The organism is Streptomyces sp. NPDC053076 (assembly GCF_044546845.1).
GTDB lineage: Bacteria > Actinomycetota > Actinomycetes > Streptomycetales > Streptomycetaceae > Streptomyces.
Genome location: NZ_JBITZL010000003.1, coordinates 503925 through 526631, shown reverse-complemented (window position 1 = coordinate 526631; position 22707 = coordinate 503925). Strand labels below are relative to the sequence as shown.

At 73.0% G+C, this 22707-nt stretch carries 21 protein-coding genes and 1 pseudogene; 13 read left to right on the top strand and 9 right to left on the bottom strand.

The genetic code is table 11. The features are described from left to right. Window positions 1-1420: 1420 nt before the first annotated feature. Entirely contained in the window at window positions 1421-1828 is a 408-nt protein-coding gene (locus ACIGYR_RS15695; protein ID WP_399599531.1) for a hypothetical protein, read from the bottom strand. A gap of 160 nt (window positions 1829-1988) precedes the next feature. On the opposite strand from ACIGYR_RS15695, the gene ACIGYR_RS15690 reads away from it, so the two are divergent. The 10 genes from ACIGYR_RS15690 to ACIGYR_RS15645 all read left to right on the top strand — a co-directional run bounded on the left by ACIGYR_RS15690 (window position 1989) and on the right by ACIGYR_RS15645 (window position 10944). Next, complete coding sequence (locus ACIGYR_RS15690; protein ID WP_399599528.1) at window positions 1989-2318, top strand: hypothetical protein; 330 nt, start codon at window positions 1989-1991, stop codon at window positions 2316-2318. 95 nt (window positions 2319-2413) lie between these two features. Beyond that, entirely contained in the window at window positions 2414-2839 is a 426-nt protein-coding gene (locus ACIGYR_RS15685; protein WP_391842618.1) for a phage tail protein, read from the top strand. 81 nt (window positions 2840-2920) lie between these two features. Beyond that, complete coding sequence (locus ACIGYR_RS15680) at window positions 2921-3643, top strand: LysM peptidoglycan-binding domain-containing protein (protein WP_391842620.1); 723 nt, start codon at window positions 2921-2923, stop codon at window positions 3641-3643. Further along, window positions 3640-5463 carry a VgrG-related protein gene (locus tag ACIGYR_RS15675; protein ID WP_399599526.1) on the top strand — a complete coding sequence of 608 codons (1824 nt, stop codon included), beginning with the start codon at window positions 3640-3642 and terminating at the stop codon, window positions 5461-5463. Before ACIGYR_RS15680 ends, ACIGYR_RS15675 begins: the two co-directional genes overlap by 4 nt. Window positions 5464-5548: 85 nt before the next feature. Further along, window positions 5549-5869 carry a PAAR domain-containing protein gene (locus ACIGYR_RS15670; protein WP_391842623.1) on the top strand — a complete coding sequence of 107 codons (321 nt, stop codon included), beginning with the start codon at window positions 5549-5551 and terminating at the stop codon, window positions 5867-5869. After that, complete coding sequence (locus tag ACIGYR_RS15665) at window positions 5866-6288, top strand: GPW/gp25 family protein (protein WP_399599522.1); 423 nt, start codon at window positions 5866-5868, stop codon at window positions 6286-6288. Before ACIGYR_RS15670 ends, ACIGYR_RS15665 begins: the two co-directional genes overlap by 4 nt. Continuing rightward, window positions 6288-8246 carry a putative baseplate assembly protein gene (locus ACIGYR_RS15660; protein ID WP_399599519.1) on the top strand — a complete coding sequence of 653 codons (1959 nt, stop codon included), beginning with the start codon at window positions 6288-6290 and terminating at the stop codon, window positions 8244-8246. Before ACIGYR_RS15665 ends, ACIGYR_RS15660 begins: the two co-directional genes overlap by 1 nt. Next, window positions 8243-8806 (top strand): phage tail protein, encoded by a 564-nt coding sequence (locus ACIGYR_RS15655; RefSeq protein ID WP_399599516.1) that lies wholly within the window; start codon window positions 8243-8245, stop codon window positions 8804-8806. Before ACIGYR_RS15660 ends, ACIGYR_RS15655 begins: the two co-directional genes overlap by 4 nt. Window positions 8807-9824: 1018 nt before the next feature. Further along, the gene (locus ACIGYR_RS15650; protein WP_399599514.1) at window positions 9825-10334 is read left to right on the top strand and encodes an NADase-type glycan-binding domain-containing protein; all 510 of its coding nucleotides are present in this window, start codon (window positions 9825-9827) and stop codon (window positions 10332-10334) included. A gap of 223 nt (window positions 10335-10557) precedes the next feature. Further along, window positions 10558-10944, top strand: coding sequence for a hypothetical protein (locus ACIGYR_RS15645; protein ID WP_399599511.1), 387 nt, complete (start codon window positions 10558-10560; stop codon window positions 10942-10944). 202 nt (window positions 10945-11146) lie between these two features. Here ACIGYR_RS15645 and ACIGYR_RS15640 read toward each other — a convergent pair whose 3' ends face one another. Further along, a complete protein-coding gene (locus ACIGYR_RS15640) occupies window positions 11147-12511 on the bottom strand; it encodes an alkaline phosphatase (RefSeq protein ID WP_399599508.1) in 1365 nt (454 codons plus the stop codon). A gap of 323 nt (window positions 12512-12834) precedes the next feature. Continuing rightward, window positions 12835-13614 carry an SDR family NAD(P)-dependent oxidoreductase gene (locus tag ACIGYR_RS15635; RefSeq protein WP_399599506.1) on the bottom strand — a complete coding sequence of 260 codons (780 nt, stop codon included), beginning with the start codon at window positions 13612-13614 and terminating at the stop codon, window positions 12835-12837. Window positions 13615-14154: 540 nt separating this feature from the next. Between ACIGYR_RS15635 and ACIGYR_RS15630 the strand changes: the two genes are divergently transcribed. Beyond that, on the top strand, window positions 14155-15390 hold the full coding sequence (locus ACIGYR_RS15630; protein WP_399599504.1) for a glycosyltransferase: 1236 nt from the start codon (window positions 14155-14157) through the stop codon (window positions 15388-15390). 308 nt (window positions 15391-15698) lie between these two features. Here the strand turns inward: ACIGYR_RS15630 and ACIGYR_RS15625 are convergent, their stop codons facing one another. The 6 genes and pseudogenes from ACIGYR_RS15625 to ACIGYR_RS15600 all read right to left on the bottom strand — a co-directional run bounded on the left by ACIGYR_RS15625 (window position 15699) and on the right by ACIGYR_RS15600 (window position 21314). Beyond that, window positions 15699-17045 carry a VWA-like domain-containing protein gene (locus ACIGYR_RS15625; RefSeq protein ID WP_399599502.1) on the bottom strand — a complete coding sequence of 449 codons (1347 nt, stop codon included), beginning with the start codon at window positions 17043-17045 and terminating at the stop codon, window positions 15699-15701. Beyond that, entirely contained in the window at window positions 17042-18400 is a 1359-nt protein-coding gene (locus ACIGYR_RS15620) for an AAA family ATPase (RefSeq protein WP_399599499.1), read from the bottom strand. The genes ACIGYR_RS15625 and ACIGYR_RS15620 overlap by 4 nt, the downstream gene beginning before the upstream one ends. A gap of 128 nt (window positions 18401-18528) precedes the next feature. Continuing rightward, complete coding sequence (locus ACIGYR_RS15615; protein ID WP_399599497.1) at window positions 18529-20022, bottom strand: hypothetical protein; 1494 nt, start codon at window positions 20020-20022, stop codon at window positions 18529-18531. A 208-nt stretch (window positions 20023-20230) separates the two neighbouring features. Next, on the bottom strand, window positions 20231-20500 hold the full coding sequence (locus ACIGYR_RS15610) for a DUF6199 family natural product biosynthesis protein (RefSeq protein ID WP_399600228.1): 270 nt from the start codon (window positions 20498-20500) through the stop codon (window positions 20231-20233). A 209-nt stretch (window positions 20501-20709) separates the two neighbouring features. Then, a pseudogene (locus tag ACIGYR_RS15605) lies at window positions 20710-20885 on the bottom strand (transposase); the annotation flags it as partial. A gap of 66 nt (window positions 20886-20951) precedes the next feature. Then, entirely contained in the window at window positions 20952-21314 is a 363-nt protein-coding gene (locus ACIGYR_RS15600) for a winged helix-turn-helix transcriptional regulator (protein WP_399599494.1), read from the bottom strand. A gap of 96 nt (window positions 21315-21410) precedes the next feature. On the opposite strand from ACIGYR_RS15600, the gene ACIGYR_RS15595 reads away from it, so the two are divergent. Then, a complete protein-coding gene (locus ACIGYR_RS15595; protein ID WP_399599491.1) occupies window positions 21411-22292 on the top strand; it encodes an NAD(P)-dependent oxidoreductase in 882 nt (293 codons plus the stop codon). A 58-nt stretch (window positions 22293-22350) separates the two neighbouring features. Continuing rightward, window positions 22351-22698 (top strand): hypothetical protein, encoded by a 348-nt coding sequence (locus tag ACIGYR_RS15590; protein ID WP_399599488.1) that lies wholly within the window; start codon window positions 22351-22353, stop codon window positions 22696-22698. Window positions 22699-22707: the final 9 nt, after the last annotated feature.

The window sequence follows — 22707 nt, the reverse complement described above, 5'->3', positions numbered from 1 at the left end:
ACGGACAGCACGTTCCCTCCTCCACGACGTCCCCGGCCGACGGACAGCGCGGCCTCGCCTCGGAATCGACTCCGGCCGTCCTCAAGCCCTCCACGCCCGCCGTACAGAGGGCCGGCACGGAGGGCGGTGGCCCCGCTCCCGCCGTACCGGCGCCCCCTCGGTTGCCGCTGGTGCGCCGAGTCGCGGTGCTGGGCGGCCACACCGGCGAGAGCGCCTCTCGGGCCGCCTCCCCCGGGGATCCCGGCCCCGCTCCCGGCCCCGCGACGCCCCGCGCCACGGCGACGACGCCACGGACCCACGCCGGACCGGCCGCGTCACCGGACGACTCCCGCACAGACCGCGGACCGGCGGTGCCCTCCGGCCCCACCCCACCACGCGCCGCGGCGAAGACGTCAGGAACCCCCGGCACCCGAGCGGACGACGGAACCGGCCGTGCCGGCTCGGCCGCCACGCACGCCGTTCACGGCGCCGTCCGCCCGCGCCCCGTGGGCCGCCCGCTGACCGTCGCCCGGCGCCCGGACGGACCGGTGCGTCGGCTGCCCGCCGTACGGTCCGCAGCGCCCGTGACAGCCGCTTCGGGCAGGCCGGTGAAGGCTCCGGACACGGGTGGGCCGCAGACGGGCGGGATCGAGGCCGGCTCTGTCGCACAGCGCCAGGGCACCCGTCCGCCGCTGGGCGCTCCGCTGCCCAGGCTCCCGGAGACGGCGGTGCCGATGGGCCCGTCCGGCACGGCCGCGGACCCGGCACACAGGCCCACGCTGCCTGTCGTCCAGAGCCGGGCGGAGGGGGCGGGCGACCGGCCGGTGGCGCGCTCCGACGGCGACGGTCCTACGGCGCCCACCGCCTCGCGGGCCGCCGAGGCGACGGCGCGGGAGACGCCCTCCGTGCGCCCCGGCACGACACGCGGCGGCGCCGAGCGGCCGTCCGGCCCACGCGCACGGACCGGCCTGGGAGCGCCTCTTCCCTCACTGCCGTCCACCGCCGACCTGCCGACGGCGGAACCTCCCGCACGTGCGGCGCGCCAGGACGGCCGGTCCAGCGTGCAGCGCTTCGCGGGCGCACCCACGTCGTACGGCGTCCCCCGTCCGGACCGGGCGCCCCGGCAGCGTGATCGGGCGCCTCTGTTGGGGCAGCCCGTCGCACCGGACACGTCCGCGTCGGGATCGTCCCCGGTGCCCGGTGGGCAACGCCTCGGGGAGGGGTCGGGCGCCGGTGCGCCCGGGGCTCTCGTACAGCGGCGCGCGGTACCGGACCCCGTGCCGGTGAGCGGCCATCCGGCCGGAACCGGGAGCCCGTCGGCCGCCGGAACACCGGGGGCCGGCGCCCGGCCGGCGACGCCGGGGGCAGAACGTCCCGGGCCGCCCGGGCCCGGACCGCATCCGTCCGGTCCGTCGGGCGGCACCCCACCTGGCGCCCTGCGTCAGGGCCCGGCTCCCCTGGTCATCGCCCGCGCGGTGGCCGCCCAGGGCAGGACCTCACCCGGCGGCACCCGCACGCCGCCGCCGACGCCCACCGTGCGGCTCCTGTCCGCGCGCCCGCTCGGCCTCAGCACCCGCGCGGCGGACGGCGTGTCCGCCGCCCCGCGCCACGGCGGCAAGCCCCCCGTGGTGGCGGCGCGCTGGGCGCGCGAGACCACGCCGCCGAACGGTGCCCGCGGGGGGCAGGGCGCGGCTTCCCGCCCCGGCTCGGAGCCGGGCGGCCGGGCCGTCCAGCGCTCCGCACGTCGTACCTCGGGCCTCCGTCCGCCGGGCACCGCCACGCCCGTGGGCGCTGTCGCCGCGCCCTTGGGCCCTGTCGCCACGCCGGTGGGGGCTGTCGACGCGTCCATGGGCCCTGCCGGAACACCGGTGGGCGCTGCCGCCACGCCCCCGCCCGTCCGCGTCGTACGCCCGGCCACGCCCGCGCCGTCGCACAGCGTGCCGGGACCCCGCGCGCGAGCACCGCTGCCCGTGACCGGGCCACAGCCGCCCACCGTGCAGAGGGCTCCGGTGAACCTGCCGGCACAGGCCCCTGCGGTCCGGGCGGCACCCCTGGTGCGACCCGTCGTCCAGCACGACACGGACGGGCCCGCGAGCGGCGGCCGAGGATCCGGGGCAGCGACCACCGAGACCCCGGCGCAAGGCGCCGCCACGGGGTCTGCCGCCTCCACCGGGAGCGGAACGGGTCACGGCCGGGGTGATGCGGCGGCCGCGCAGGACAAGGGACCCGACCTCGACGAACTGGCCCGGCGGCTGCTCGACCCGGTGTCCCGGCTGCTGCGCACCGAATTGCGGCGCGGCCGGGAACGGACGGGCAGGCCCTTCGACGGGCGCCGCTGAGACCGCCGGCAGGGACGGGCGCGCACGCGGACACGGGCGCACGAGGCGACGACCGCACGGGACCACGGGAAGCACGACGAACGGACGACGGACGCATGACGGACAACATCTTCGCGACGAGCGTGTTCTTCCGGCTCGCCATCGGCGGCAACGACCTCGGCGCCTTCCACACCTGCTCCGGCATGGGCGCCCAGGTCGAGATGGAGAGTTACGCCGAGGGCGGCAACAACGGCTTCACCTGGCAGCTGCCCGGCCGTGTGACCTGGTCGAACATCACCCTCACCCGTCCCGTGACGACCGACACGGCGAAGATCGGCCGCTGGCTGGACGAGACGCTGCGGCGGGTCGAGCCCAAGGACGGCGAGATCGTGGCGTTGCGGCCCGACCTGAGCCGCATCATCAGCTGGCAGGTGTACGGCATCGTGCCGGTGCGCTGGCAGGGGCCGTCGTTCGACCCGGCCAGCTCGCAGCCGGCGGTGGAGACCCTGGAGATCGCCCACGAGGGCCTGGTGCCCTCCTGAACCGCTCTCGGATGACGCACCGCGCCTGCTCCTCGACCCTCTCCAGCACCGCCCAAGCCGCTCCGGAAAGGAACGCACGCCATGTCCCCAGCGGTCCGCGCCAGCCGGGCCAGGGCCCAGCTCACCCTTAAGGAGCCGCCGGCCTCGGTCGGCGCCCGGCCCGGCGGCACGATCGCGCGGCTCGACCTCCAGTTCAACCCGTCGACGCTGGAGCTGCGCAAGTCCACGGAGTGGCGCCGCTCCCCGGCCCGGATGGCGGGTGAGTCCGCGCTGCCGGAGTTCGTCGGAAGCGGCCCGCGCACCCTGAGCCTCCAGGTGTTCCTGGACGCCACCGCCAAACACGACAACTCGGTGGAACAGGCCGTGGAGAAGCTGATGAAGGCGTGCGTGCCCACTCCGGCGAGCCTGGGGCGCAAGAAACCCGCCAGTCCCTGGGTGCGGTTCGAGTGGGGCACCGCGCGCACCACGTCGTTCGACGGGGTGCTGTCCAGCCTGTCGGTGTCGTACACGCTCTTCGACGTGGACGGGAAGCCGCTGCGGGCCACCTGTTCGCTGTCCATCGAGGAGGCGAGCGTGGACGCCCCCGGGCAGAACCCCACGTCGGGTGCGCGCACCGCGCGCAGCACCCACACGGTGGTGGCGGGCGACAGCCTGGCGATGCTGGCCTGGCGCGAGTACGGGGACGCGACGGCCTGGCGGACCATCGCCGAGGCGAACGGCATCGACGATCCGATGGCACTCCTGCCCGGCACCGAGCTGGTGGTGCCGGGCATGCGGGACGCCGGGGGCGAGGAGGAACAGTGAGCGGTTTCGAGGGAGGCGAGGCCCGGTCGTTCGCGGCCGACCCGGTCGTCGAGGCACCGGGCGAACTACCGCAGGTGTGGGCGACGCAACTGGTCAGCTGTGTGGTCGACGAGAACGTGGGGCTGCCGGACACCGCGGTGCTCACCTTCCGGGATCCGCAGCATGAGTTCCTCGCCGCGACCGGCATCACCATCGGCACGCCGCTGCGCGTGTCGGTGGTGACCGTGAAGGGGCAGGCCCGGGAGCGGCTGTTCAACGGTGAGGTCACGGCTCTCGAACTGGACCGGGACAGCACCGGCACCTTCACCGTCGTACGGGCCTACTCCAAGGCCCATCGGCTCCAGCGGGGCCGCAAGGTGGTGGCGTACCGGAACATGACGACGGCGGCGATCGTCCGCAAGGTGGCCACGGCCGCGGGTCTCGCCTGCGGCAAGGTGGAGGCGCCCGCCGTGACCCACAAGCAGTTGTCCCAGGCCAATGTCTCCGACTGGGACTTCCTGCAGTATCTGGCGGGCGAGAGCGGCGCGCAGGTGCGCATCGACGACAAGGGCGTCCTGCAGTTCACCCGGCCGTCGAAGGCGTCCGGTGCGCCCGCGCCGTCGACGCCCGCGACCCGCAGCCCCCTGGTCCTGGAGTACGGCCGGAACCTGCTGGCGCTGCGGGCCGCGCTGTCGACGGCCGACGCGGCGCAGAAGGTGCAGGTGCGTGGCTGGGACGTCACCACCAAGCGGCCGTTGGTCGCCGAGCAGCCGTCCGTGGTGAGCGGCACGGTGGTGCCTGGCCTCAGCCCCGCCTCCGTCAACCGGTTCGGCAAGGCCACCCAGCTCACCGTCACCGACACTCCGTACCGCACACAGGCGGAGACCACGGCGGTGGCACGCGCCATGGCCGAGCAGGTCAGCTCCGGCTTCGCCGAGCTGGAGGCCGTCAGCACCGGCAATCCGGTCCTGCGGGCCGGCAAGCCGGTCACGCTGGGCAATGTGGGCAAGGCGTTCTCCGGGCGCTACACGGCGACGGCCGTGCAGCATGTGCTGGAGCCGCACGGTGGCTACCGGACGACGCTGTGGGTGAGCGCCAGCCCGGACCGCTCGCTGACCGGCCTGGTGACCGGCGCCAACGCGCCCGGCCGCGGCCCGCGCATCCCCGGCCTGGCCATCGGGGTGGTGACGGACGTGCGCGAGCCGAACGGTTCGGAACGCGGCGCGGTGCGGATGAAGTTCCCCTGGCTGGACGACACGTACGTCACCGACTGGGTGCGCACGGTGCAGTGGGGCGGCAAGGGCGGCGGCGGTGTGGTCAGCCCCGAGGTCAACGACGAGGTACTCGTCGGCTTCGAGCAGGGGCTCCTCGACAGTCCGTACGTCATCGGCGGCCTCTACAACGGAGTGGACAAGCCGTCGCAGCACGACGTGCCGCTGATCGACAAGACCAGCGGGAAGGTCAATCGCCGTTCGTTCGTGTCGCGTTCGGGACACCGCGTGGAACTGCTGGACGCGGCGGCGCCCGGGCAGTCCGGGCTGCGCCTGGCGACCGGGGACAAGCGCCTGGAGGTACGGCTGGACGACCGCCGGGACCGGATCGAGGTCACCGTGTACCAGCGTCCCGGGCAGGTCGGCACCTCCATCGTCATGGACAAGAACGACATCACCCTGAGCGCCCCCAGGGGGGCCGTCACCCTGAAGGGACGCACGGTGAACATCGAGGGACAGACCGGCGTCGATGTCTCCGCCCGCAAGGTCGGGGTGACCGGGCGCTCGGAGGTCTCCGTCGACGGCGGGCTGCTCGGCATCCTCAAGGCGAAGCTCATCCGGATCAACTGAGCTCCCGCCCATGCCCGTTGCCCCCTTCGTCTCCGCGGTGCGCGTCACCTCCGTGCCGTCTCCCCCTGAACCCGAGGAGCCATCCATGCCAGCCGCAGCCCGTACCGGCGACCCCACCAGCCACGGCGGACGCATCACCACTCCACCGCCCATGGCGGCCCCGGCGGTGAACAGCGTGCTGATCGGCGGCCTTCCCGCCGCCGTCGAGGGCAGCCTGCACGTCTGCCCGATCGTGCCGCACGCGGCGCTCGGGCCGGGCAACGTGATCATCCCCGACCCGGCCGCCCTCGTACGGGGCGCGGTCCTCATCGGCGGGCTGCCCGCCGCGCGGATGCGCGACAAGACGGCGTGCGGCGCGCAGATCGTGATGGGTGCCATGAACGTGCAGATCGGAGGTGCGCTGTGAGCGAGCGGTTCATCGGGCGCGGCTGGGCGTTCCCGCTGCGGGTCGGCCCCACCGGGGGCATCGCCATGGTCGAGCGGGGCCGGGAGATCGAGGAGGCCATCCGCCTCGTCCTCGGCACGGCGCCCGGGGAGCGCCCGATGCGGCCCGAGTTCGGCTGTGGCATCCACGACTACGTGTTCGCGCCCGGCGACGGCGACACCGCCGGGCGGGTCGCCCAGCAGGTGCGCGAGGCACTGGAGCGGTGGGAGCCGCGGATCACGGTGGACGACGTGATCGTCGCCTTCGACTCGGTGGACGCGGGGACCCTCTACATCGACGTGCACTACACGGTGCGCACCACCAACGACCGGCGCAACCTGGTCTTTCCCTTCTACACGATCCCCTCCGAGGAGGGGGCCGAGGAAGCGGTCGGCAACTGATGGTCCTGCCCTCCCCGAACCTGGACGACCGGCGCTTCCAGCAACTCGTCGACGAGGCGAAGCGGTATGTGCAGCAGCGCGCGCCCGAGTGGACCGACCACAACGTCTCCGACCCGGGCGTCACCCTGATCGAGACGTTCGCCTACCTGGTGGACCAGCTGCTGTACCGGTTGAACCGGGTCCCGGACAAGAACTACCTGGCGTTCCTCGATCTGTTGGGCGTCAGCCTGTTCCCGCCGACGGCGGCCGGCGCCGAGGTCGACTTCTGGCTGTCGGCTCCGCAGCCCGAGACGGTGACGCTGACCGCGGGCACCGAGGTGACGACCGCGGCCGGGGAGAACGAGGACGCCGTGGTGTTCGCCACCACGGACGAACTCCGCATCGTGCCCAGCGAGTTGATCCGCCTGGTGACCGCGCCGCGCGGCGGTGAGCAGACCGACCGGACCGGCGCCCTCACCGAGGGCCGCGACGTTCCGTGCTTCCAGGCGGCGCCCGAACCGGGTGACGCGCTGTTGTTCGGGCTGCCGTCGGCGGTGCCGCGCTGTGTGGTCGCGGTGCGCCTGGACAGCCGTGTCGAGGGTGTCGGCGTCGACCCGCGCCAGCCGCCGCTGGTGTGGGAGGCGTGGGACGGCGGGCGCTGGCAGCGGTGCGAGACCGGCGAGGACACCACCGGCGGCCTCAACCGCCCCGGCGAGGTCATCGTGTACGTCCCGGCCGGGCACACGGCGTCCGTGATCGGCGGTGCGCGCGCGGGCTGGCTGCGCTGCCGGGTCGTCGAGGCGGAGCCCGGCCAGCCGTTCTACTCCGAGTCGCCCACGGTGCGCGAGGCGAGCGTGTTCACCATCGGCGGCACGATGACCGTCGCGCACGCCGAGACGGTGACCGACGTCCCGCTCGGGACCTCCGAGGGGGTGGCGGGGCAGACCTTCCGCCTGGACCGCCCGCCGGTGCTGCTCGACGGGGAACCGCCGGTGGTGGAGGTGTCCTCGTCCGAAGGCTGGGAGCGCTGGCACGTCGTGGACCACTTCGGGAGCTCGGGACCGGAGGACCGGCACGTCCGGGTGAACGCCACGACCGGAGAGTTCACGTTTCCTCCCGTGCTGCGCGAGGCCGACGGCACACTGCGCGCGTGCGGTGCCGTGCCGCCCAAGGGCGCACAGGTGCGCGTGGTCCGTTACCGCACCGGCGGCGGTCCGGCGGGCAACGTCGCCCGGGGCGCGATCAACGTGCTGCGCAGCTCCGTGCCGTACGTCGCCCGGGTCGACAACCGTGAGGCGGCTCGCGGCGGCGTCGCGGGTGAGACCGTGGACAACGCCAAGCTGCGCGCCCCGCAGGCGCTGCGCATGCAGGAGCGAGCGGTGACGGCCGAGGATCACGAGATCATCGCGCGGCAGGCGGCGCCCTCGGTGCGCCGGGTCCGCTGCCTGCCCGCCGCCGACGAGCCGGGCGCGGTACGGGTGCTGGTGGTACCGGACGCGGTCGCCGACGAGGGCGACCGGCTCCGCTTCGAGCAGCTGATCCCCTCCGACCAGGTGCTCGCCACGATCACCGGGGCCCTCGACGAGCGTCGGCTGATCGGCACGCGGCTCGTCGTGGAACCGCCGGACTACCAGGGCGTCACCGTGGTGGCCCGGCTCACCGCACCGGCCGCGGACACGGACCGGGTGCGCGACGCGGCGCTGGCCGCGCTGTTCCGTCACCTCAACCCGCTGCACGGCGGCCCCGACGGCACCGGCTGGCCGTTCGGGCGTCCGGTGCAGTACGGGGAGGTGTTCGGCGTGCTGCAACGCGCCGTCGGGGACGTACTGGTGGAGGACATCCGGATGTTCGCCGCCGATCCGATCACGGGCCGGCGTGGTTCCCCCGTCGAACGCATCGACATCGACGCGGCCACGCTGGTCTTCTCGTACCAGCATCAAGTGGTGGTCGCCGCCGCGGAGTCGGAGGCCCGCGGATGAGCCGCGCCGCGGTCCCCGGGCTGCCCAGCCGCTACCCCATCGGCGAGCAACTGCCCGCCCTGTACGCGGAGGACGACTTCGCCCAGCGGTTCACCTCCGGCCTCGACACGGTCCTCGCCCCGGTGTTCGCCACGCTCGACAACCTGCCCGCCTACCTGGACCCGCGGGTGGCACCGGCCGACTTCCTGGCCTGGCTCGCCTCCTGGGTCGGCGGCGTCGACGATCCGCGCTGGCCGGTGGAGCTGCGCCGGGAGGCCGCGGTCCGGGCGATGGAGCTGCATCGCAGGCGGGGCACGAAGCGCGGTCTGGTGGAGGCGCTGCGTCTGATCCTCGGTGTGCGGGCGGAGGTCAGCGGGGACGGCGGCGCGGTCTGGTCGCGCACGGCCGGTGCCGGACTGCCGCCCGCTCCGGCCGCCGAGATCCTCGTCCGGGTGTGGCCGGACCGGCAGGCCATGGTCGAGGCGGACCGGGTCCACGAACTCGTCCGGGTCCTGTGCCCGGTGCACACGGTGTGCCGGGTGGAGGTCCTCACCGGACCGCCCGCCGGCGAAGGGGAGTGACGTCATGCGCGAGTGTCCCGCCTGCGGGGCGTCCAACGAGGCGACGGACGACTTCTGCGGAAACTGCGGGGGGTATCTGGGCTGGTCCGACACCGCGGGACCGCCGTCGGCGCGGGCCGGCGGGCCGCTGCCCGGGACGCCCGCCGAACCTCTCGGTCCCGCGGACCCGGCGGAACCGGAGACGCCGGAACCGGAGACGGCGGAACCGGAGACGGCGGAACCGGCCTCGTCCCGGGCCCCCGGCACACGCACACGCACGCACGCCACGTCCCGGATGCCCGACGCACCCGCGCAGGACCCGGCCTCGGCCCCCGACGCACGTCCACAGGACACGGCCCCGGTGCCTGACGCGCGCGCACATGACCCGGCCCGGGTGCCTGACGCGCGCGGACAGGACCCGGCCTCGGGCCCCGGCGGACGTCCACAGGACACGGCCCGGATGCCCCACGCACCCGCGCCGGACACGGCCCCAGACCCCGACGCACGTCCACAGGACACGGCCCCAGACCCCGACGCAGGCGCACGCGGCTCAGACGGGGACGCCGGACGTCCGACGGACCGCACGGGCCCGGTCGCGCCCGCGCCCCGAGCCGGCCGGAACGCGCGCGCGACCGGCGACACGGGCCCGGCCTCACCGCCTGCCTCACCGACACCGTCGGTCCCAAAGACCCGTCCAGTCCCACCGGCTCATGCGGTTCCGCCCACGCGCCCGGTTCCGCCCGCGCGCCCGGTTCCGCCGACGCGCCCGGACGCTCCGCGGCCGGTCAAGCCGGCCAAGGCGGTCGCCCCGCGGCCGGTGGTCCGGCCCGTCACGTCGGACGAGGACTCCGCGGGTGTGCCGTGTCCGGTGTGCCGCACGCCCAACCAACCGCACCGCCGGTTCTGCCGGCGTTGCGCCGCGCCGCTGGGCTCTGTCGCCGGGCCGGCTCCGTTGCCGTGGTGGCGCACCATCTGGCCGTTCCGCCGTCGCACCCGTGCGGGCTCGGGCCGCCTGACACGGCTCCTGATCGTCCTCGCCGTGGTGCTGGCCCTGAGCGCCGCCGGATTCCTGCTGCTCCCGGCCGGCCGGAACCTCTTCGAGGACACCCGGGACAAGCTGGCCAAGGCCAAGGCGGTGACGCCCGCGCGCGTCACCGCCACCGACCAGCTGCCCGGGCATCCGGCGGACCTGACCACGGACGGGCTCAGCAACCGCTACTGGGCGGTGTCCCGACCCGGCGCGTCCGTGACGTACACCTTCGGCAAGCCGTTCCGGCTCGTCGACCTGATCATCACCAACGGCGCCTCGAAGTCCGCCGAGGAGTACGCCCGCCAGGCCCGGGCCCTCCGACTGGACATGGAGATCACCGCGCGGGACGGGAAAGTGCACCGGCAGGAGATCGACCTGAGTGACAAGCCCGGACCGCAGACGGTCCCCGTCGGTATCAGCGATGTCCAGACGATCCGGCTGACGCTCGGCGCCCCCGTCGGACTGACCCGCGGACGCCACATCACCCTGGCAGAGGTGGAGTTCTTCCAGCGGTCCTGAGGGAATTCCCGAGAGAAAAGCGCTGCCGTTCCACCACCGACCTTCCTACCTTCGGCGCATGCAACAGGGCAGCCACCGCCTGTCAAGTCCCGAGTATCAGGAACATGACCCGCCTCGAGCGATTCGGCGTAATGGAAGCAGGCCGGAAACACCAGCCAGCCCGACGAAAGAAGCCCTGAACCCTCAGGGACACGAAAGAGCCGATCCGCCAGAGGAGAAAATCATGACGCGTATTTCCAAGAAGCAGCGTTTCGCCATGCTGACCGCCACGGCGACGCTGGCCGCAGGTGGAGCGCTCCTGCCGTCCGGCGCCTTCGCCGCACCGGCGGCCCCTCACACGCAGGTCGTAGCCGCGGCCGAGGCGAGCAACCGCCAGCACGCGGACCAGAACAAGGTCACCACCATCACCAAGACCTCGACCAGGACGAACACCAAGCAACTCGCCGACGGCCGCCTCAAGATCACCATCACCAGGACCACGACCACCATCAAGGTCAAGAACGGGGATGTGGTGTCGAAGAAGGTCGTCACAGTCAAGCGCCAGAAGATCGTCGACCTGGATTTCCAGGACAACAACAACCACAGCGGAGGCGACATGAATGACCGATAGGAGAACAGATCCGCCCTTCCGATCAGCGATCGACCCGGCCGGGGCACGATGAAAACGCCCGGCCGGAGCGCGGAACTCACGAACGCCCCCGTACAGACATGATCGGCTTCCAGACGCCGAGAGAGCGTGCCGTCCACCGGACGGCACGCTCTTGGCGTGGCACGGAGCGGGGAAGGCGCCGGCCGCCCCCTGGTGCGCGCGATCAGCGAAGCCGCAGCGCCTCGCGGATGGTGGTGAACAGGCCGGTCTGGTTGGTCACGCCGAGGACGCGGTACGCCAGCGGGCCCTGGGCGGCGATGCGAACCTGCGTACCGGTGTGCTCCTGGGACTGGCCGGGGGTGTTGGTGGAGTAGTTGACCTTGAGCTGCTGGCCCTCGTTGGTGACGAGGGTGCTGGACAGCCCGGGCGGGGTGGCCTCCAGCGGGACGATCTGGCTGGTGTGGGCGTGGTCGGCGGTGGTGACCACGAGGGTGTCGGGGTGCTTGGCCGCGTAGGCGCGGGCCACCTTCACCGCACGGTCGAACGCGGCGGTCTCGCCGATCTGGCCGCAGGGGTCGGCGGCGTGGTCCTGCTTGTCGATCGAGGCGCCCTCGATCTGCAGGAAGAAGCCCTGCTTGGAGTGCTTCTGCTGCTGCTTGGCCTCCAGCAGCTGGATCGCCTTGGTGGCGGAGTCGGCGAGGCTCGGCGTCGTGGACGGGCGGTTCGGGTTGGAGGTGACGCACCGCTGCGGGCTGGTGCCACCGACCGCCGCCGCCTTGCCGGTCCATTCGACGGGCACGTTGCCGGACGCGAACAGGCCCAGCACCGGCTTGCCCGGCTTCGCACCCTTCAGGCCGGCCTTGTCGGTGACGACCTGGTAACCGAGCTTCCGGGCCTGCTGGGTGACGGTGAGACCCTTGTACCTGCCGTCCGTGACCTTCTGCTCGAAACGCTGCATGCCGCCGCCGATGAGAACGTCGACCTTGTGGTTGACCTCCTGCTCGGCGATCGAGCCCGGGCCGCCGGCGGCGATGGTGTCGGTGGGGCACTTGGTCATGTCGGCGGGCCCCTGGCAGGAGCGGTCAGTCGCGTGGGAGGCGAGCACAGCCGGTGTGGCATCGGTCAGTTCGGCGGTGGTGACGTTGCCGGTGGCGTAGCCGTTCTTCCGCGCCAGCTCCAGGAGGGTCTTCACCGGCTTGTCGGTGCCGGGGGTCTTGGAGATGCGACCGTTCACGGTCTTCACGCCGGTGGCCCAGCCGGTGCCGCTGGCGGCGGAGTCGGTGACGTAGTCGGGCGTGCCGTCGGGGTGGACCGCGTAGGTGGTGTACGCGCCGGTGAGCGGCAACTTGTCCATGTTCAGGCGGCCGTTGGCGCCGACGGTGTAGTCGCGGGCGAGGGTGATCTCCGAGTCGCCCATGCCGTCACCGATGAGCAGGATGACGTTCTTCGCCTTCCCGCCCTTGATCGCGTCCTTCGCCTGCTGCGCGTCGTCGAAGGCGCCGGCGGCGGTGGTGACGGCCACGGCGGCCGTGGTCGCGGCGACGAGGGCGGTGGCGACGGCGAGGTGACGGCGGGTGGGTCTGTGCATGAAATGACTCCTTGGAGCGTCAGATGGGCCGATGCGGGCACCAACAGCACTCACACCACCAGGCGTTGGCAAAGCGGAGGTAAACAGCTGATCGTTTGAATGCATCCATGACGTGACACACGTGTGGGCGGCCCAGGCCGCGCCGACGGAGAGCGCGGCGACAGTGGCCACGGGCACCGTCACCGTCGGCACCGTCGGCGCACCGGCCCGGGGCGCGCAGGCGTCGGCGCGGTCCCTGCCTTCGGGACCGAACGGAAGTGTCCGGTGAACGCCGTGACCGGTGACCGGCTGTTGCCGGGCCGGCCACGGAGGAGGACCACCGGTCACCAGGTGGGAACGAAACCGCCGTCGATGATCCAGTCGCTTCCGGTGATGTTGCGTGCGCGGTCACCCGCGAGGAAGAGGATCACCTCGGCCACTTCCTCCGGGGTGGAGAAACGACCGGTGGCGGTGGAGCCGGCGACCTGCGCGACCACGTCGTCGGGCTTCGTCCCGGCAGCCGTGGAGACGGTCTGTGCGACACCGCCCTCGGCCAGCCACAGGTCGGTCCGCACCGGTCCGGGACTGACCGTGTTGACCCGGACGCCCCTGGGGCCGACCTCCTTGGACAGGGCCTTGGAGAAGGCCACGACGGCGGCCTTCGCGGCACTGTAGTCGATCACCATGGGGTCGGGCAGGGTCGCGTTGACGGAGGCGACGGTGACGACCGCGCCCTGCCCTGCCTCCACCATGAACGGCAGGGCGGCACGGGTCACACGCACCGTGCTGAGCAGGTTCAGGTCGAGGATGTGCTGCCAGTCGGCGTCCGTCACGGAAACGAAGCCGCCGGTGCGGGCCGGGGCGCCACCCACGTTGTTGACGAGCACGTCGAGGCGGCCCCCTGTCGCCTCGACGAGCCGCTCCGCCTCGCCCGGCACGCCGAGGTCCACCGGCACCCAGGTGACCGGGCCCTGCTCAACCAGGGCGTCGAGGCCGGGGGTGGACGTGCGGGACCCCGCGACGACCGTGGCCCCGGCCTGGACGAGGGCGCCGACAGTGGCCAGTCCGATGCCTTTGCTGGCACCCGTGACCACGGCGGTGCGTCCCTGCAAAGGGGCGTTCATGCGTACTCCTTGCGACGGTGGCGCCGGACAGCTGCGCCGGGTGAGTGACTCGAAGGCGTCGACCGCATACGGCGGCGGACACGAACGACGAGAACCCGTGCACCCGGCATGGCCGACTCCCGGCAGTCCAAGAGCGTGGTGATGGTCCTTCGTGCTTCCAGGTTCCTGCCGCGGCCGTGCTCCCGCATCAGCGGAGTACGGCTCGGGTTCTCGCGAAAGAGACCTTCGCTGTGCGCTCGGACGCCGGAGGAGCGCGGCCTCGAGCGGAGCAAACGGGGGACGAACCGCTCCGGATGCGCGGGGCTGTCCGCGTACACGCTGGGAATTCCGCGACGGCATGCACCGCCGTACGCCGGGGGGCGCAGGCCGCTTCGCGGAGGACTCTGTCCTTCCCCGAGGGACGAGAAAAAGCAAAGGCAAGGAGATTCCACTCCTTGCCACTCTTAACTTATAGCGCACAGGGGGGCTTGCGGCAAGGCCCGGGTCGTACCGCACAATCGGCGGCCGAAAGCCAGGACCTGCAGGAAGAGGAGTCGCGAAGTGCGCGTGTTGCTGACGACGTGGGGATCGCGCGGAGACGTGGAACCGCTGGCGGGACTGGCGGTGGCGGTGCGGGAACTGGGCGCGGAGGCGCGGGTGTGCGCGCCTCCGGACGAGGAGTTCGCGGCGCTGCTGGCGCGTGTCGGTGTGCCGCTCGTGCCGCTCGGCCCGACGGTGCACTCGGTGGTGGCCGGCCCGAAACCACCGACAGGGGAAGACGCCTTCCGGCTCGCCCCCGAGCTGGTCGCCGCACGGTTCGACACACTCACCGCGGCGGCCGAGGGATGCGACGCGCTGCTGGCAACCGGCCTGATGCCGGCCGGCGCACGGGACGTGGCCGAGAAACTGGGCATCCCCTATGTGTTCGCCTGCTTCCACATCTACGGACTGCCGTCGCGGCACTTCCGCCCGGGGGCGCGGCCGGGCAAGCCGTCCCCGCAGGACGAGACCGACACCCGGGTGCTGTGGGAGCAGGACGCCCAGAGGGTGAACGCGTTGTACGGCGAGGCGCTCAACAGTCATCGGGCGGCGATCGGACTGCCGCCGGTGGACAACGTCCGCGACTACGTCTTCACCGATCAGCCGTGGCTGGCCGCGGACGCGACGCTGTGTCCGTCGCGGGGCATGACGGACCTCGACCTCGTGCAGACCGGGGCATGGTTGCTGCCCGACGACCGTCCGCTCCCGGACGGCCTGGAGACGTTCCTGGACGCCGGCGCACCACCGGTGTACGTGGGCTTCGGCAGCATGGCCGCGCATGCCCCGAAGAACATCGCCCGGGTGGCCATCGAAGCGAGCCGTGCGCAAGGCCGCCGTGTGGTCCTCGCCCGCGGCTGGGCGGACCTGGCCCCGATCGATGACGCCGCCGACTGCTTCGTCGTCGGCGAGGTCAACCAGCAGGCGCTGTTCCGCCGGGTGGCCGCCGTCGTGCATCACGGCGGCGCGGGCACCACGACTACGGCCACGCGGGCCGGCGCGCCTCAGGTGGTCGTCCCCCAGATCGCGGACCAGCCGTACTGGGCCGCCCGAGTGGCCGAGCTGGGCATCGGCTCGGCCCACGACGGCCCGACGCCGACCTTCGATTCCCTGTCCGCCGCGCTCAGCACGGCCTTGAGGCCCGAGACCCGAGCACGCGCACAGACCGTGGCGCGCACGATCCGCACCGACGGGCCGACGGTGGCCGCGAAGCTGCTGCTCGACGCGGCCGGCCGGGCAAGGCCGTCCGGGCGGGTATGAACCGCACGGAGTCGTCGAGCCCCAAGCCCGTCCCCGCACATCGCTGACGGCGGACAGCCCCGTCGAACTCCACGAGCAGGTCGACGGGGCCGCACAGAGCCCGTACGCGACCGCGACCGGTCCGCCGAGGAATGGCCCACCACGACGGCCTCCGGCACGCCGTGCGCGTCGAGCGCCTCCGCAAGGTGCCGCACCACGGCGGGGGACGGTGCGGGGAGAGATGCGCGGGCCCGCGGTCGGTGACGGCGGGACGTCGGGTGCGGTCAGCCGATGTCCCGCGGTCGGCGACGGCGGGACGTCGGGTGCGGTCAGCCGATGGCGACGACGCGTGCCCAGGGTGGGGGGCTGTCCGGGACGTAGTCGGGGTCTTCCTCGGCCCCGGCACGGCCCGGGCGTGGGAAGAGGCCGACGACGGTACGGCAGGACGGCTGTGAGGAGGGCCACGGTGTCTGGCCGTCCGTGAGGGCGACGATCACGTCCGGACGTGGCCGGGAGCGCAGCGCCCGGGCGAAACCCGAGCGCAGATCCGTCCCCCCGCCGCCGATCAGTTCGAGGCTCTCGGCGCGGCAGAGCGGAACGGCGATCCCGGCCGCCGCGTCGCAGGAGATCACCGAGACCAGGTCACGCCGCCCGCCCACGGCCCGTGAGATCGCCGCGACCTCCAGCAGCGCTCCGCCCAGCTCGGCGTCGCTCACCGACGCGGAGGTGTCGATCACGACGCAGACCCGAGGCGGCGTACGCCGCAGGCTCGGCAGCAGTACTCCGGGAAGACCGGCCGAACGCCGGGAGGGACGCCGGTAGCTGTGGTTCTCACCCACCCCCGGCGCGGCTGCCGCGGAGCGGACCGCCGCGCCCAGTAGCTGCCGCCACGGCTGCGGTGGATGAAACGCCTCGTCCGCCCAGCGACGCCACCCCTCGGGCGCGTCGCCCGGTCGGCCCTTGACGGCTTCGGCGACCCGGAAGCGGACCGCGTCCCGCTGCTGTCTGCTCAGCCCGTGCGCGCCGTCGGCTCCCAGCTCCCCCGGCCGGGTCTCGCCGTCGGCGCCGCTGCCGCAGTCCAGCCAGGCCAGGTCCGCGGCCGACCCGGACATCGACGCCGTCCGAAGGTACTCCTCCATCAGCAGTCCGTCGGGCAGCCGCAACAGGGACGCGCGCACAGCTCCGGCAGGCCGGGGGAGACCGTCACCGTAGATGTCGTCGTTGATCTCGAAGTCGGCGGCGATGTTCCGCCGCAGCCGCTCCCCCGGACCGTACTCGCCGTTCTCCCGGGCATACCGCTCGCCTCGGCCGTGGTGGTCCCGGATCAGGTGGGAGACCTCGTGCACCCAGACGCCCGCGAGCTCCTCCAGTGAGGTACGGGCCACGAAGCCGGGGGAAACGTAGCAGCGCCAGTGCACGTCCACCGCCATCGTGGGCACCGAGCGGTCCTCGACGACGTGCAGCGCGAAGAGCGCGCTGGCGAGGTAGGGACGTACCTTCACCGCGTGCAGCCGGGCGGCCAGCAGTTTTTCCCTGTCCAGCGGTAGTCCCGGCTGGTCTGCCGGCCGGCCGTGACCGGTCGGCGGCCCCGGCACGGTGGCCCGCACCGGGCGCGGTGGCGGGGGCGGGGGCATCGGGCGGGGCAGCGGGCGAGGCCGCTTGGCGGCTCCGGTCATCGGCGTGCCCCCCTCGTGCGCGCCGCGTCGGCCGCCGCGACCCGCTCCACGGACTGGTCCGCGCGTCGGGCGAGACCGATCACCCCGGCCAGCCGCTCCACCGCCCCCGGCACCTCCCAGTCGTCGCGCCGCAGCGAGGCGAGCGCTGTCGCCGGGCCGACCAGCAGGTCCGGGGCACCGGTTTCCAGGGCCCGCACCAGTACGGCCCAACCCGCCTCCCACCGTTGCCTGGACGGCCGTGTCCCGACGGCGGCCACCACCGCCTCCAACGCCGCCTGACGCAGGTCGCCGCGGTCCGGCAGTTCGGCGGAGGCAGGCCGGGCCAGCAGCGACTCCGGGTCCGGCAGATCCATTCGGTCCAGATGGGCGAGCAGTTCGAGCCCCGGCCCGTCCCCCACGGCGCCCCGCACCAGCAACGCCAGTACGTCCCGGGAGACAGAGGCCGCCGTGCCGAAGGCGAGCAGCGTCAACGCCGCCTCCCAACTGCGGGGCGAAGGCCAGGCCCCGCCGCGCCGCGTCTCGGTGCTCGGCAGCCGATGGATCAGCGTCGGCCGGGCCTCCAGGAAGCCGCAGACGGCGCGCCTGGCATGGGCCACCGCCTCCGGCAGCCGCTCCGCCACGAGCCGGGGCAGTTCCGCCCGGGGCCAGACCCCGCCCAGGCCGCGTACCACCACTTCCCGGTCGTGCACCCAGTACAGATGCACGAACCGGTTGGCCAAGGGCGGGCTCAGTTCCCACCCGTCCGCCGCCGACGCACGCGGGTTGGCGGCGGCCACGATCCGCACTCCCGGCGGCAGTTGCAGCGCCCCGACCTTCCGCTCCAGGACGACCCGGAGCAGTGCGGCCTGGACGGCCGGGGTCGCGGTGGAGAGTTCATCCAGGAAGAGCAATCCCCGCCCCGCGCGTACGAGTTCGACGGCCCACTGCGGGGGCGCCATCGGCACACCCTGCGTGGCCGGGTCGTCGCCCACGATGGGCAGCCCGGAGAAGTCGGACGGCTCGTGGACGCTCGCGATCACCGTGGTCAGCGGCAGGTCGAGGGAGGTGGCGAGCTGGGTCAGGGCCGCGGTCTTGCCGATGCCCGGTTCGCCCCAGAGCAGCACCGGCAGGTCGGCCGCGACGGCCAGGGTGAGTGCTTCGAGCTGCTCGTCGGGGCGCGGTTCTGTGGTGGTCGTCCGCAGGAGGTGCAGAAGGTCGTCGGCGAGGGCGAGCTGGCTGCCGGTTCCGGACGCGGCGACAGGGGCGGGGGCGGGCTCGCCGACGACCGAGGCAGGGGCGGGCTCGCCGACGAGCAAGGCAGGGGCGGGGTCGCCGGCGGCCGGGGTGGGGGCGGGCAGGAGGGCGCTGGAAGTCATGGGCATCACCTGTGAGGGGAGTAAGGGGACGGGGCAGGGCAGGACGGCCCGTCACGGATGTCGGGGGACGCGCAACGTGAAATGCGCGGTGGGGCGAGGCAGTTGGGAGCAGGGAGACGGGCGCGAGATCAACGGTGTATGCCGGTGCGGGGCCGGCCCCGGCTGCTCTGCTTGACCCGCATCGCGTCGGGCACCCGGCGATCGAGCCGGGGGCGGTGGCCCGCCTCCGGGTGCCCGACGCCTGAGGCGTCACCGTCTCGTCCCACAGCGGCCGCGGGATGTACGGCGACCAGGCCCGCGCGGAAGAGTCCGTGGTCGATACGGCGGGTCGCGGCCGACTCCAGTGCCTCACGGAGCGGCCCGTCGCGCAGGACCGCCCCGGGACCGAGCAACCCCTCGACCACGGCCAGCGCCCCAGCGATGTCTCCGTGGCCGAGCCGCTCCCGGACCGCAGGCAGCGCCTCCGGGCTGCGGTGCACCATGTCGATCGCCCGCAGGCAGGGCACCGCCGGTCCGCCGAGCGCCACCAGCAACTCCTCCCGGCGCAGTTCGACGGGATCGTGATCGGTCGCGGTCAGGACGCCGTTCCGCAGCGCGATCCGGTGGACCTCGCCCCGGCATTCCACCCGGTGCGGATCACCGGGCTCGGGGACGGGATCGGCCGCCGGTGCCGTGGCGAACTCGGCCAAGGCCCTGGCGACGAGGGGGTGCAGCCGATCGGCCGTGACCAGCCCGGCCCGCAGCAGTTCCAGATCCGGCAGGACCCGGGCCGCCGCCTCCGGCAGTACCGGCAGCGCGGCGACCTCCTGCTGGGGCAGCGTCTCCCGCAGCGGCCGGAACGTCGGAGCGTGGTTGTCGTCGGGGGCGACGAGTTCGAGCACGGCACGGCTCCGCGCACCGAGCCGTACGGTGAACGCGCCGCGCGGCCGCCCCTCGCCTCGTAGCAGCAGCTCAGCCTCGGCGGCCCAGCTCACCACCGCCCACGAGGCATCGCCGGCAGTGGATCCGTCCGGGATGTACGGAAGGACCACCGAGCCGGGAGCGTGGGATGACGCGGACGGCGCCATCGTGGGTGTTCCCCCCGCGCCGCATCGCCGCGCCAGTTCGCCGCTTCGGCTCCAGTCCCAGAGATGCCGGTGCAGGTCGAGGCGGAAACGCCGGTGGGGGTGCGGGTGCGGGTGGTGCGCGGCGGTGGCGTCGCCGGACCCCTCCCACAGGGCGAGGGACATCCGCTGGCCGGCGTCCGCCGAGACCGGCGGTGTCCGCACCACCAGTTGCAGCGGTGTGCCCTCCGAACCGAGGTAGCGGGACAGGGAGATGGTGAGACCAGGTCTCAGCCGCCCGTCCGGCGGGATCCGGGGCATGTGCCAGCGGAGCAGATCCGGCGCCAGTCGGCGCAGGTCCGCCCGAAGGCAGCTGACGACCTCGGTGCCGTGGCGGTCGCGCACGGCGCGCAGATCGAAATCGACGTCGACCCGGGCGGCGGCGCAGGCCCCAGCCCAGTCGCCTGCCGCACGCCGTGCGGTGGCGTTTTCGATCATGGACGGTGGCACGGCGTACTCGCGGACGCGCTGCCACATCAACAGGCGGGGTGGAATCCCGTTCGCGCGGTGATGTGCCATCAGCACTCACCTTGCACGAACGATTCCCCCAATCCGTACGAGGAGAAGTTCTTCATCCCGGGCATGGTAACCACACGGTCGACGATCTGTCTCCTGCTTACCGACCGTCCCGAGTTCCGGTGCCGCCGCACCATGCCCACTCGGGCGTGTCTTTCGCTTCGTCGTCTCGCCATCGGCCCCGCGTCCCCCGGAGCCTCTGCCGCCGGGGTCATGAGACCTGCTCGACCAGCATCCACGCCGCCAATCCCAGGAAGAGCACGCCGGACACCCGCTGCATCGCATATCCCCGTCGAGTGGGCTCCGTCGCGCCGGGATTGCTCACCCACCCTCGCTGCAGATTCCTGTTCGCCCGCCACAACCACTGAGGACGTACGACCTGAACCAGCCCCACGACGAGGAAGAGACACAAGACCACTACGGGCACGGGGCTACCGCCGTCGCCGCCGGAATCGGCCAGCACCACCGCACAGCGATTCATGCCTGTCCGGATGCCCTGACACCGCGTCGGAAAACTGCACACCGAGCACAGGGGCGCCGCCCCCGGCACCGCGCCGAACACGCCGGCGCCCTGGGCACTCCCCGCCCCTAGCGCTTGTCCGTCGGGGCGGCCGGGCGGCCGGCCGTGACCAGCCACGACGTGCTGCGCAGCCGAACCGTCGGCCTCAACGCCTGCTCGAACCGGGCGCAGTCGTTGACGCTGCCTGCGGTGGTCGTGAAGGCCAGGGGACGGCCTGGGCCGTCGCAGGCGAGGTGGATCTTCGTGGTCACCCCGTTCGGGGACCGGTCGATCGCCTCGCCCGGCACGAGCCCCCTTTTCGGGCTCCGGCCGCGTGCTGGTGTGCCCGCACGGTGGTGGAGTCGGCACACACGATCGTCCAGTCGACCGCCCCCACCGCGTCGGAGTACTGCTGCACGTGGGGCGGCACTCCTCAGCCCGCCTTCTCCTCCGGCCGGTGAGTGGTCGGCCGCTCGCGGCCCCAGGTGGCCAGCGGCTGGAGGGCGTCGTTGAGGCGTATGCCGTCCTCGGTCAGCGAGTACTCGACGCGGGGCGGCACCTCGTCGTAGGAGACGCGGTGCACGACGCCGTCCGCTTCCAGCTCACGCAGGTGAGAGGCCAGCACCTTTTCGGTGATCCCCGGAAGCAGTCGGCGCAGCTCGCCGAAGCGGCGGTGGGGACGCTCGTGGAGCGCCCAGAGGATCAGCACCTTCCACTTGCCGCCGATCACCTCCATCGCGGTGTCGATCCCGCAGACGTGTCCGTCTGGTGTGCCGGGTCGGTTCAGCGTCGTCATGCCGCACCCTTCTGACGTGCTCGCTCACCCCGAGGTAACCACCCACAACCAAGTGCGTACTTGATCACCTCCGGACCTGTGACCAGCCTAATCGGCATGACACAGAACACTGTTGAGAAAACTCCCGTCACGATGCTGGGCCTCGGCGCGATGGGCACCGCGCTGGCCCGCACCTGGCTTGCCGCCGGCCACCCACTCACCGTCTGGAACCGCACCCCGGCCCGCGCAGCGGCACTCGCCACCGAGGGTGCGAGGGTCGCGGACACCGCCGCCGAGGCGGTCGCAGCGAGCACCCTGATCGTCCTTTGCCTGTTGGACGACACCTCGGTCGATGAGGTGCTGGCCGGCATCGACCTGGCCGACAGGGACCTGGTCAACCTGACCACGAGCACCCCCGGCCAGGCCCGCGCCCGCGCCGAGTGGGCCCGCGAGCGCGGCGCCCGCTATCTGGACGGCGGGATCATGGCCGTCCCTCCGATGATCGGCGTCCCGGAAGCCGGCGGCTACGTCTTCTACAGCGGCTCGCGGGAGCTGTTCGAGCGGCACCAGGAGACTTTGAACGTCCCGGCCGGCACCACCTACGTCGGCGAGGACGCGGGCTTCGCGGCCCTGTACGACGTGGCCCTGCTCAGCGCCATGTACGGGATGTTCGCCGGTGCCGCGCACGCCTTCGCCCTGATCCGCAAGGAGGACATCGACCCCGCGGCGCTCGCCCCGCTGCTCGCCGACTGGCTCGTCGCGATGGCCCCGGCAGTTCACCAGACCGCCGCCCAGTTGCGGAGCGGCGACTACACCGAGGGCGTCGTCTCCGACCTCGCCATGCAGGTGGCCGGCACGTCGACCTTCCTGAGCACCGCCGAGCAGCAGGGTGTCAGCCCCGAACTGCTCAGCCCGTACTTCGAGCTGATGCGCCGCCGCCTGGCCGAGGGCAGCGGCGCGGAGGACCTGACGGGAGTGATCGACCTGCTGGTGAACTGACCAGTCACTTGCCGCCACAGCGACCGTACGGGTCACAGTCCTCAACGACCCTGAAGCCGTGACCGGTCCGGACGCCGTGACCGGTCCGGACGCTGTGCTGGGTTCGAGGTCGTGGAGGGCGCTCTCCACGGCCGCGTGGGGCCGGCGGTCGTCGAGACCGATGTACGCGCTCCCGGAGGACCGCTACGCCATCGACGCCCCCCGGCCGGCCGTCGTACTCGGCGGCACACGGCCCGATTCCCGTGTGTCCCCGTGGTTCGGTCACGTCCCGCTCGGCCCGGGCCGCCTGGCCGGGTACGACGGCATCGTCTTCGTCAAGGACGTACCCGGGAGGCGGCCCCGGCTGTCGGTGGCACTGGCTGAGCCGGCGCCGGGCGGCGGAACGGGCGGCCTTGAGGTGTCCTGACGTGCGAGC

Coding starts and splice junctions, on each gene's coding strand:
- ACIGYR_RS15695 (WP_399599531.1), bottom strand. CDS start 1,828: ATGGACGCGTCGACAGCCCCCACCGGCGTGGCGACAGGGCCCAAGGGC.
- ACIGYR_RS15645 (WP_399599511.1), top strand. CDS start 10,558: ATGACGCGTATTTCCAAGAAGCAGCGTTTCGCCATGCTGACCGCCACG.
- ACIGYR_RS15655 (WP_399599516.1), top strand. CDS start 8,243: ATGAGCCGCGCCGCGGTCCCCGGGCTGCCCAGCCGCTACCCCATCGGC.
- ACIGYR_RS15635 (WP_399599506.1), bottom strand. CDS start 13,614: ATGAACGCCCCTTTGCAGGGACGCACCGCCGTGGTCACGGGTGCCAGC.
- ACIGYR_RS15610 (WP_399600228.1), bottom strand. CDS start 20,500: ATGAATCGCTGTGCGGTGGTGCTGGCCGATTCCGGCGGCGACGGCGGT.
- ACIGYR_RS15680 (WP_391842620.1), top strand. CDS start 2,921: ATGTCCCCAGCGGTCCGCGCCAGCCGGGCCAGGGCCCAGCTCACCCTT.
- ACIGYR_RS15670 (WP_391842623.1), top strand. CDS start 5,549: ATGCCAGCCGCAGCCCGTACCGGCGACCCCACCAGCCACGGCGGACGC.
- ACIGYR_RS15625 (WP_399599502.1), bottom strand. CDS start 17,045: ATGACCGGAGCCGCCAAGCGGCCTCGCCCGCTGCCCCGCCCGATGCCC.
- ACIGYR_RS15685 (WP_391842618.1), top strand. CDS start 2,414: ATGACGGACAACATCTTCGCGACGAGCGTGTTCTTCCGGCTCGCCATC.
- ACIGYR_RS15615 (WP_399599497.1), bottom strand. CDS start 20,022: ATGGCACATCACCGCGCGAACGGGATTCCACCCCGCCTGTTGATGTGG.
- ACIGYR_RS15620 (WP_399599499.1), bottom strand. CDS start 18,400: ATGACTTCCAGCGCCCTCCTGCCCGCCCCCACCCCGGCCGCCGGCGAC.
- ACIGYR_RS15600 (WP_399599494.1), bottom strand. CDS start 21,314: ATGACGACGCTGAACCGACCCGGCACACCAGACGGACACGTCTGCGGG.
- ACIGYR_RS15595 (WP_399599491.1), top strand. CDS start 21,411: ATGACACAGAACACTGTTGAGAAAACTCCCGTCACGATGCTGGGCCTC.
- ACIGYR_RS15640 (WP_399599508.1), bottom strand. CDS start 12,511: ATGCACAGACCCACCCGCCGTCACCTCGCCGTCGCCACCGCCCTCGTC.
- ACIGYR_RS15660 (WP_399599519.1), top strand. CDS start 6,288: ATGGTCCTGCCCTCCCCGAACCTGGACGACCGGCGCTTCCAGCAACTC.